The sequence below is a fragment of the Streptomyces laculatispora genome, assembly GCF_017353455.1.
Lineage (GTDB): Bacteria > Actinomycetota > Actinomycetes > Streptomycetales > Streptomycetaceae > Streptomyces > Streptomyces laculatispora.
Genome location: NZ_JAFMPZ010000314.1, coordinates 1 through 8,559 on the forward strand (window position 1 = coordinate 1; position 8,559 = coordinate 8,559).

Annotated in this window: 11 protein-coding genes and 5 tRNA genes; 9 read left to right on the plus strand and 7 right to left on the minus strand. The window is 72.1% G+C overall.

The window, feature by feature from the left end:
- Both J1C73_RS17265 and J1C73_RS17270 read left to right on the plus strand, forming a co-directional pair.
- The coding region (locus tag J1C73_RS17265) for a phosphotransferase (RefSeq protein WP_207317173.1) at positions 1 to 815 on the plus strand (815 nt) is incomplete at its 5' end.
- Between the two features lie 68 nt (positions 816 to 883).
- Entirely contained in the window at positions 884 to 1,168 is a 285-nt protein-coding gene (locus J1C73_RS17270; protein ID WP_123468470.1) for a TFIIB-type zinc ribbon-containing protein, read from the plus strand.
- 106 nt (positions 1,169 to 1,274) lie between these two features.
- Here J1C73_RS17270 and J1C73_RS17275 read toward each other — a convergent pair.
- From J1C73_RS17275 to J1C73_RS17295, 5 genes are all read right to left on the minus strand, one after another.
- Positions 1,275 to 1,346, minus strand: a tRNA-Val gene (locus J1C73_RS17275).
- Between the two features lie 23 nt (positions 1,347 to 1,369).
- Positions 1,370 to 1,441: transfer RNA gene (locus tag J1C73_RS17280), tRNA-Val, on the minus strand.
- Between the two features lie 19 nt (positions 1,442 to 1,460).
- Positions 1,461 to 1,532 (minus strand) — tRNA-Val (locus J1C73_RS17285).
- 1 nt (position 1,533) lies between these two features.
- Positions 1,534 to 1,607 (minus strand) — tRNA-Cys (locus J1C73_RS17290).
- A 38-nt stretch (positions 1,608 to 1,645) separates the two neighbouring features.
- A tRNA-Gly gene (locus tag J1C73_RS17295) sits at positions 1,646 to 1,718 on the minus strand.
- A 163-nt stretch (positions 1,719 to 1,881) separates the two neighbouring features.
- Here J1C73_RS17295 and J1C73_RS17300 point away from each other — a divergent pair.
- The 3 genes from J1C73_RS17300 to J1C73_RS17310 all read left to right on the plus strand — a co-directional run bounded on the left by J1C73_RS17300 (position 1,882) and on the right by J1C73_RS17310 (position 4,670).
- Complete coding sequence (locus J1C73_RS17300; RefSeq protein WP_207317179.1) at positions 1,882 to 2,919, plus strand: chorismate-binding protein; 1,038 nt, start codon at positions 1,882 to 1,884, stop codon at positions 2,917 to 2,919.
- Positions 2,916 to 3,737, plus strand: a complete 822-nt coding sequence (locus J1C73_RS17305) for an aminotransferase class IV (protein WP_207317174.1) — start codon at positions 2,916 to 2,918, stop codon at positions 3,735 to 3,737. The genes J1C73_RS17300 and J1C73_RS17305 overlap by 4 nt, the downstream gene beginning before the upstream one ends.
- Positions 3,738 to 3,833: 96 nt before the next feature.
- Entirely contained in the window at positions 3,834 to 4,670 is an 837-nt protein-coding gene (locus J1C73_RS17310) for a GNAT family N-acetyltransferase (RefSeq protein WP_207317175.1), read from the plus strand.
- Between the two features lie 23 nt (positions 4,671 to 4,693).
- Here the strand turns inward: J1C73_RS17310 and J1C73_RS17315 are convergent, their stop codons facing one another.
- A complete protein-coding gene (locus J1C73_RS17315; RefSeq protein WP_207317176.1) occupies positions 4,694 to 5,209 on the minus strand; it encodes a DsbA family protein in 516 nt (171 codons plus the stop codon).
- Between the two features lie 196 nt (positions 5,210 to 5,405).
- Between J1C73_RS17315 and J1C73_RS17320 the strand changes: the two genes are divergently transcribed.
- The 4 genes from J1C73_RS17320 to J1C73_RS17335 all read left to right on the plus strand — a co-directional run bounded on the left by J1C73_RS17320 (position 5,406) and on the right by J1C73_RS17335 (position 8,461).
- Positions 5,406 to 5,867, plus strand: a complete 462-nt coding sequence (locus tag J1C73_RS17320; protein WP_207317180.1) for a hypothetical protein — start codon at positions 5,406 to 5,408, stop codon at positions 5,865 to 5,867.
- A gap of 229 nt (positions 5,868 to 6,096) precedes the next feature.
- Complete coding sequence (locus J1C73_RS17325; RefSeq protein WP_207317177.1) at positions 6,097 to 7,113, plus strand: LacI family DNA-binding transcriptional regulator; 1,017 nt, start codon at positions 6,097 to 6,099, stop codon at positions 7,111 to 7,113.
- Between the two features lie 63 nt (positions 7,114 to 7,176).
- The gene (locus J1C73_RS17330; protein ID WP_207317178.1) at positions 7,177 to 8,148 is read left to right on the plus strand and encodes an acetylxylan esterase; all 972 of its coding nucleotides are present in this window, start codon (positions 7,177 to 7,179) and stop codon (positions 8,146 to 8,148) included.
- 157 nt (positions 8,149 to 8,305) lie between these two features.
- Positions 8,306 to 8,461 (plus strand): hypothetical protein, encoded by a 156-nt coding sequence (locus J1C73_RS17335; protein ID WP_164494018.1) that lies wholly within the window; start codon positions 8,306 to 8,308, stop codon positions 8,459 to 8,461.
- Here the strand turns inward: J1C73_RS17335 and J1C73_RS34980 are convergent.
- A partial coding sequence (locus tag J1C73_RS34980; protein WP_242644309.1) for a CGNR zinc finger domain-containing protein occupies positions 8,403 to 8,559 on the minus strand: 157 nt, incomplete at its 5' end. The two genes, J1C73_RS17335 and J1C73_RS34980, sit on opposite strands and share 59 nt — an antisense overlap.

Here is an 8,559-nt window from a genome sequence, read left to right on the forward strand (position 1 = left end):
CCGTGGAGCCCCCGACGGCCCCGGTGAAGGCCGCCACGCCCTTCGTCTCCCCGTCGCCGTACCTCACCGAGCTCCACGGCCGCCCGGTCACCCTGTGGCCCCACGGGAGGCCGGTGGACCCGGGTGACCCGGACGCGGCGCCGTGGGAGGAGGCCGCCGCGCTCCTGGCGCGCCTGCACAGCACCGCGCTCCCGCCTCCCGCGCCCCCGGCCGCGCAGCCGCCCGTGTCCCCCGCCGCACGGCCGCTCGTGCTCCCGGTGATGCGGGGGCCGGCGAAGGCCGCTCTCGCCGTGGACCGGATGTGTGCGGCACGCCCCGGACATCCGTCCCTCGCGCCCGTGCTCGCGGCCTGGCGGCGGCTGCCCGCCTGGGCCCGCGACGAGGCCCCCGCCCCCGCGCACCGCGCGCGCTTCCTCTGCCACGGCGATCTGCACCTGGGCCAGCTCGTCCGGCACCCCGCCGCGGACGGCCGCTGGCTGCTGATCGACGTCGACGACGCGGGCACCGGCGACGCCACCTGGGATCTGGCCCGGCCCGCGGCCTGGTACGCGGCCGGACTGCTTCCGCCCGACGTCTGGTTCCGGTTCGTGGACGCCTACCGGGCCGCCGGGGGCCCCGCGCTGTCCGCCGAGGGCGATCCCTGGCCCGAGTTGGACGTCGCCGCCCGCGCCCTGACCGTGCAGACCGCTGCGCTGGCCCTCGCGAAGTCCGCGGCGGAGGCCAGGGATCCGGATGAGGTGGAACAGATGATGATCGAGGCCTGCGCCCGAATTGCGGCTCTCCCGCCCGAGTTGGCCGCCGGCCACGCGTCGTAGGGTGAACCGACCGTCGGCGGGCACGCATTCCGGCGACGGCTAACCGACGGCGAGGAGTGAGCCCGAACATGCAGTGTCCCAAGTGCCATGCACAGATGCACACGTACAACCGCAACGGCATTCAGATCGAGCAGTGCAGCGGCTGCCGGGGGATATTCCTGGACTACGGCGAGCTGGAGTCCCTGACCCGCATGGAAGCGCAGTGGACGCAGCAGGCTCCGCCTCCGCCGCAGGCCCCGCAGGCCTACCCGGCCGCCCCCGCACCCGCCTGGGGTGCCCCGCAGCAGCACCACGGCGGTCACCACGGCCACTACCGGCAGAAGAGCTTCGGCCGGATGCTCTTCTCGTCCTGACCCGGTTCGCGCGCTGCGGTCCGGACGGTACGCGTCCGGACCGCAGCGCGGCTGCGCGCGGCAACGACGAAGCCCCGGTCGTCGAGACGACCGGGGCTTCGGACTGTGCGCGATACTGGGATTGAACCAGTGACCTCTTCCGTGTCAGGGAAGCGCTCTCCCGCTGAGCTAATCGCGCAGGGTGACCCTGCGTGTACTGCGTGCGCGATACTGGGATTGAACCAGTGACCTCTTCCGTGTCAGGGAAGCGCTCTCCCGCTGAGCTAATCGCGCGGGGGCCCTTGCGGACCGGTGGACGATACTGGGATTGAACCAGTGACCCCTTCCGTGTCAGGGAAGTGCTCTCCCGCTGAGCTAATCGTCCTTGGAGGTGGAGACGGGATTTGAACCCGTGTAGACGGCTTTGCAGGCCGTTGCCTCGCCTCTCGGCCACTCCACCAGGGATGGGGGTTCGGGAAGGATCCCCCACCTTCTGCGAGCGGACGACCAGGTTCGAACTGGCGACCTCAACCTTGGCAAGGTTGCGCTCTACCAACTGAGCTACGTCCGCTTGTCGGTTCCGGTTCGCTTGCGCGTCCCGGCGACGTGATGAACTCTAGCGGATTCCGGGGCCAGTACAAAAACGCGTTTGTGCAGCGTGCTGAGGTGCACTCGCCCCGGCGCAGGTCACCGTGGGCCGTCCTAGACTCGTCGACGTGCTCGACCTTGCCCCAATGGCCCGCTTCGGCGGCCTCGTCGCCTCCGGCCTGCAGGATGTGACCAGCGATCCCGCAGCCCTCGACTCGTCCGGCTTCTGGGCCGTATCTGCCGATTTCGATGGCCGGCTGGTCTGTGCCCGCTTCGCCACCGTACGCACCGCCGCGGTGCCCGCCCCGGTGCGGGGTGCCTGGCGCGGGCCCGCCGCCGGTGACTGGAACTCGTCCCTGGACCGTGCCGCCTACCTCGCCGGCGTGCGTCGCATCCGGGAGTACATCGCGGCGGGCGAGGTCTACCAGGCCAACCTCTGCCGGGTGATGACGGCCCGGCTGCCCGACCCGGCCGCCGCGGACGTGGACGCCCTCACCTCGCTGCTGGCCCGCGGCAACCCGGCCCCGTACGCAGGAACGATTCGGCTGCCCGCGCACGGCGTGGAGATCGCGACCGCGTCCCCCGAGCTGTTCCTCCGCAGGGACGGCCGCACGGTCGAGTCCGGGCCGATCAAGGGCACCGGCCGCACCGAGGGCGATCTGCTGGAGAAGGACTACGCCGAGAACGTGATGATCGTCGACCTGGTCCGCAACGACCTCGGACGGGTCTGCGCCACCGGATCGGTCCGCGTTCCGGATCTCTGCGCGGTCGAGAAGCACCCGGGCCTCGTCCACCTCGTCTCCACGGTGCGCGGCCTGCTGGCGGAGGGCACCGGCTGGCCGGAACTCCTCGCCGCCGCCTTCCCGCCCGGTTCGGTCACCGGCGCCCCGAAATCCAGTGCGCTGAGGATCATCGCGGAACTGGAGACCGCCCCGCGCGGCCCGTACTGCGGCGGCATCGGCTGGGTGGATGCCGACCGCGCCACCGCCTCGCTCGCCGTGGGCATCCGGACCTTCTGGACCGACCGCACCGGGGCGGCCCCCGTCCTGCGCTTCGGCACCGGCGCCGGCATCACCTGGGGCTCGGATCCGGAACGCGAATGGGACGAGACCGAACTCAAGGCGTCCAGGCTGCTCGCGGTAGCGTCGGGCGCATACGAAGCAAACGGAAGGACCGCACCATGAGGATCTGGGTCAACGGCGAACTGCGGGCCGCCGATGACGCCCGGGTGTCCGTGCTCGACCACGGGCTCACCGTGGGCGACGGCATCTTCGAGACGGTCAGGACCACCGACGGCAGGCCCTTCGCGCTCACCCGGCACCTCGACCGGCTGGCCCGCTCCGCCCGGGGCCTCGGTCTGCGGGCGCCCGACCTGAACGAGGTGCGCCGGGCCTGCGCCGCCGTCATCGAGGCCAACCCGGCCGCCCTCGGCCGGCTGCGGATCACGTACACCGGAGGCATCTCGCCGCTCGGGTCCGACCGCGGCACCGCAGGCCCCGGACTGGTCGTCGCCCTCGGGGAGGTGAAGCGCCGCCCGGACACCACGGCGGTCATCACCGTCCCCTGGACGCGCAACGAACGCGGCGCGCTCGCCGGGCTCAAGACCACCTCGTACGCGGAGAACGTCGTCGCGCTCGCCCGCGCCCACGAGCGGGGTGCCACCGAGGCGCTCTTCGCCAACACCGTCGGACAGCTCTGCGAGGGCACCGGGTCCAATGTATTCGTCGTCCTGGACGGCCAGCTGCACACCCCGCCGGTCGCCTCCGGCTGCCTGGCCGGGATCACCCGCGCGCTGGCGGTGGAATGGACCGGGGCGCAGGAGACCGAGCTGCCGTTCGACGTGCTGGAACGGGCCGAGGAGATCTTTCTGACCTCCACGCTCCGTGACATCCAGTCCGTCCACCGGGTCGACGGCAGGGAGCTGCCCGGCGGCCCCGGCCCGGTGACCACCAAGGCCATGAGCGTCTTCGGCGAGCGGGCCGGCAACGACCTGGACCCGTAGGCCGGGTCCGCGAAGTGACGGCCGCCCGCCCGCGCGATGCGGGGGCGGCCGAAAATGCGGATGACGGCTCCGCGTTCGGGGGATAGAAATCCCCTGATGACCACGACACTCCGGCCTTCCGGGCCGATCCAGTCAGGCGCCGACGGCGCACAGGAGCGCGCGTACGACGTGTGCGACAACGGGCGGCCCGTCGGCGCCGTCGAGATCGGCACCGAGCCGGGGCCGGCCGGCGGAGTGGGCCTGCTGCGGTCCCTGCGGATCGACGAGCCCGTCCGCAGGCGCGGCCGGGGGACCATCGCCGCCCTGGCTGCCGAAGAGGTGCTGCGCGGCTGGGGCTGCACCCAGGTGCGTACGGAAGTCGCCGCCGCCGACACCGCGGCACAGCGGCTCGCCGCCGCGCTCGGCTACACCGAGCGCAGCAGGAACATGATCAAGTCGCTGCCGTCAGTCCCCCCGGCCCTGCCCGGCCAACTGACCGCACGCCCGATGACGCCCGGGGAGTTCGCGCGGTGGCAGGACGGGGCCATCGCCGCGTACGCGGAGAGCCTGGTCGCCCGGGGCACCTCGCGGGAGACCGCTCTGCGGACCGCCCGCACCTCCCACGCCGGGCACCTGCCGGACGGCCTGGTCACCGAGGGCGCCCATCTGCACGTCCTGCTCCACGACGGCGAGCCCGTGGGGCACGTCTGGGTGGCCCGGTTCGAGATGCATCCCGGTCTGCTCGTCGGCTACGTGTTCGACGTGGAGGTGAACGAGGAGTTCCGGGGCCGGGGGTACGGGCGGGCGCTGATGCTCCAGGCGGAGCGCATCGCTCTCGCGGCGGGCGACGAGCGGCTGGGCCTGCACGTGGTCACGGCCAACACACCCGCGGTCCGGCTGTACGAGTCGCTGGGCTACGAACCGACCCAGTACAACCTGACCAAGCAGCTGTAGGCCCTGCGCCGGCGCCCGGGGCCTCAGCCCTGTCCGGCGAGCAGCCGGTCGGCGATCTCCTCGATTTGCTCGCGCAGGCCTTCCTGGCTCTTGCCGCCGTCCAGCCGCTCTCCGCCGATCACATAGGTCGGGGTGCCGGTGACTCCGATGGCCTTGCCCTCGGCCTGGTCGGCGTCGACGATCAGCAGGTGCCGGCCGTCGATCAGGGCGGTGTCGAACTCCTCGGCGTCCAGACCGAGTTCCTCCGCAACCTCGATCAGCAGCGGCTCGCCGCCGCGGCCGAGGTCTGCGGTGCGGGCGAGCACGGCCTCGATGTACGGCCAGTCCTTGCCCTGCGCCGCGGCCTCCTCGGCGGCCTGCGCGGCGGCGTAGGCGTGCTTGTGCTTCTCCAGCGGGAAGTGCCGCAGCCGCACCTCGATCCGGTCGCCGTACCGTGCCCGCAGAGCGTGCACATCGGTGAGGGCGTGGTGGCAGTCGGGGCACTGGAGCTCGCACCAGAGGTCGAGGACGACCGGCGCTGCGGGGGTGGAATCACTCATGGGACCAGTCTCCCAGGGCGTACGGGAGAGCCTCGACCGGCACCGGCCCGGCGCGGGCCGTCCCGCCGCCCGCCCGCACGGCACCTGGGGAGGATCCCGGCCCTGATATGTCCCTGATGTGGGCTCCGGGCGTGGCCCCGAGCACATGGACAGGTGCAGGATGGAAGGGACGTTTCCCCTGCGCCTGGAGGCACTGATGCTTGCCGAGACCATTTGTTCCGCGGCGTCCGCGGCGGGCCTGGGCATCGCCGCCGTCACCGCGTACCGGAAGCGATTCCTCGCGGCGACCAGGATCGCGGCCTACTCCCTGATCCCGATCGGCCTGGTGCTGACCGGTGTCGTCCAGTGGGTCACGGACATCGCGTTCAAGCCGAGCGTCTGGCTGGGCTTCGGCCTGCTCGGGGTGGCCTGGCTGCTGTTCATCACGACCCGCGCGGTCGAACGACGCGGGGGCGGCACCCGCAAGGAACGCAAGGCGGCCGCCCGTGCCGCACGCGGCGACGCGGTGGCACCGGCCGCCTCGGCCCCCTCGCTGGGGGCAGGTGTCCCGGCGGTCCGGCCCCAGCAGCGGGAGAAGCCGAAGCAGCAGGCCGCCGCGAGCGGATCGGGCGAGGACTTCAGTGACATCGAGGCCATCCTGAAGAAGCACGGCATCTGAAACACGGCATCCGGTCCGCGCCCGCACCGCCGGTTCCCGCACCCGGCTGCGGGGAGTGGGAGAGCGCAGGAACCCCGCTGATATGAATCGATTCACGCATGATCCTTGACGGTGTTCGGGGATGGGGCTAGCGTCCCGAACGGATTGAATCAATTCACTCACGCCCGTCCGTACGATGGGGTGACGCCGCTGGACCAGTGCGGCCAAGGGCACCAGTGGGGCAGGACAAGTGGCGCGTGTGGCAGGGATCAAGGATGTGGCCCGGCAGGCCGGGGTCTCCGTGGGCACGGTCTCCAATGTGATCAACCGTCCGGAGGCCGTACTTCCCGAGACGCGTGCGCGGGTGCTGGCCGCCATCGAGGACCTCGGCTACGTCCGCAGCGAATCCGCTCGCCAGCTCAGGGCGGGACGCAGCCGGATCATGGCCCTGCTCGTCCTGGACATGGGCAACCCCTTCTTCGTCGACGTGGCCCGCGGGGCCGAGCGCGCCGCCCGGCAGGCGGGCCTCGGTGTCATGGTCTGCAACAGCGGCCAGAGCCCCGCGGAAGAGGCCGAGTACCTGGGACTCTTCGCGGAGCAGCGGGTGTGCGGCGTACTGGTCACACCGGCCGACGCGACCGGCCGCAACCTCGAATCCTTCAGCCGCCACCGGATTCCCTACGTCCTGGTGGACCGCGTCGCATCCGGCGCCGGGACCTGCGCGGTCTCCGTCGACGATGTGCGCGGTGGCGCCCTGGCCGTCGGGCACCTGGTCTCGGCCGGGCACCGCTCGGTGGCCTACGTCAGCGGACCGGGTGACCTGCACCAGATCAGGGACCGCCGCACGGGCGCGCTGTCGGCCCTGGCCGAGGCGGGGCTGGAGCCCGAGGCGCTCGTCGAGATCCCCTCCGACCGGCTGGACGTGGCGGCGGGACGCGACGCCGGGGCCCGGCTGCTCGGCCTGGTGCCCCGCCCCACCGCGGTGTTCTGCGCGAACGACCTGCTCGCCCTCGGCGTGCTGCAGGCCCTGTACGCGGCCGGGGTGCGGGTGCCGCAGGACATCGCCATCGTCGGATACGACGACATCGAATTCGCCGCCGCCGCTGCCGTACCGCTCACCTCGGTCCGCCAGCCGGCGGTCGTGATGGGCCGGATGGCCGCCGAACTCCTGCTGGAGGAGGCCGTCGACGACGGCCACCACGAGCACCGCAGCGTCGTGCTCCAGCCGGAACTCGTCGTGCGCGCATCGAGCTCAACCCCCCGCTGAGGCCGCCGCCCGGCCCTGCCAGCTCCCTGCCGTTCTCTTCCGCCTGCCCGAAACGGAGACGCCGTGCCCCTGTTCGACCTGCCCCTGGACCAACTCCGCTCCTACCGGCCGGAGTCCGGTGAGCCGGACGACTTCGACGCCTTCTGGCGGCGCACCCTCGAAGAGGCGTCCACGCACCCGCTGGATGCCGAGTTCACCGCGTACGACGCGGCGTTGAGCAATGTCGTCGCCCATGACGTGTCGTTCGCCGGCTGGGGCGGGCACCGGATACGTGCCTGGCTGAACGTGCCCGCCGGCGCCGAGGGCCCCCTGCCCACCGTCGTCCACTACCTGGGATACGGCGGCGGGCGCGGGCTGCCGCACGACCACCTGGTGTGGCCCGCCGCCGGATGGGCCACCCTGCTCGTGGACACCCGGGGCCAGGGCGCCGTCAACAACAACTCGCCGGGCTCCACCCCCGACCCGCACGGCGGCGGCAATCCGCAGTCGCCCGGCTTCATGACCCGCGGCATCCTCGACCCCGACGAGTACTACTACCGGCGGGTGTTCACCGACGCGTTCCGCGCCGTCGAGGTGGCCCGTACCCACCCGGCCGTCGACCCCGACCGGATCGTCGTGCACGGCGGCAGCCAGGGCGGCGGCATCGCGCAGGCGGTGGCCGGGCTCAGCCCCCACGTCAAGGCCGCACTCATCGACGTACCGTTCCTGACGCACTACCGGCGCGCCGTCGAGATCACCGACCGGGACCCCTACCAGGAGATCGTCCGCTTCCTGTCCGCCCAGCACGGCGTCTGCGAGCAGGTGTTCCGGACCCTCTCGTACTTCGACGGCATCAGCTTCGCCGCCCGGGCGACGGTACCCGCGCTCTACTCGGTGGCGCTGATGGACGCCGTCTGCCCGCCGTCCACCGTCTTCGCCGCCTACAACCACTGGGCGGGTCCCAAGGAGATCGAGGTCTATCCCTGGAACAACCACGAGGGCGGCGGTTCGGCCCACCGGGGGGCGCAGCTGCGTATGCTGCGGGACCTGGGCTGACCGGCGACGCGGCGGGGGGAGCGCCGGGCCTTGCCGAATATGTGACGGACGGTCGGACGCCGGAGCGATTGTTGTCACCACGTGCGGGGTGAACTGCCGTGACGAAAAGGCGTGTTGATCGCCAACGGGGGCCGGCCTGCGTCATGATCGTCCAGAGATGGTGGACACCTCCCGGGGCGACGCCCCCGCACCCCCCGCCGAAGAGCCGCGTGGCTGCCTCTTCGCGCTTTCCCAGCCCCCTCTGATGATCTTCCTCACGGTGATCGGCGGCCTGCTGCTGATGGCCGCGTTGCACGATCTCTTCGTGCTGTGAGCGGCTCGCCGGCCGCTTCCCTGCGGCGCGCCCGGTACGCGGCGACGTGCAAGCGGTTACCGCAGGTGCGGCTGGAGCAGTAGCGGCGGGAGCGGTTG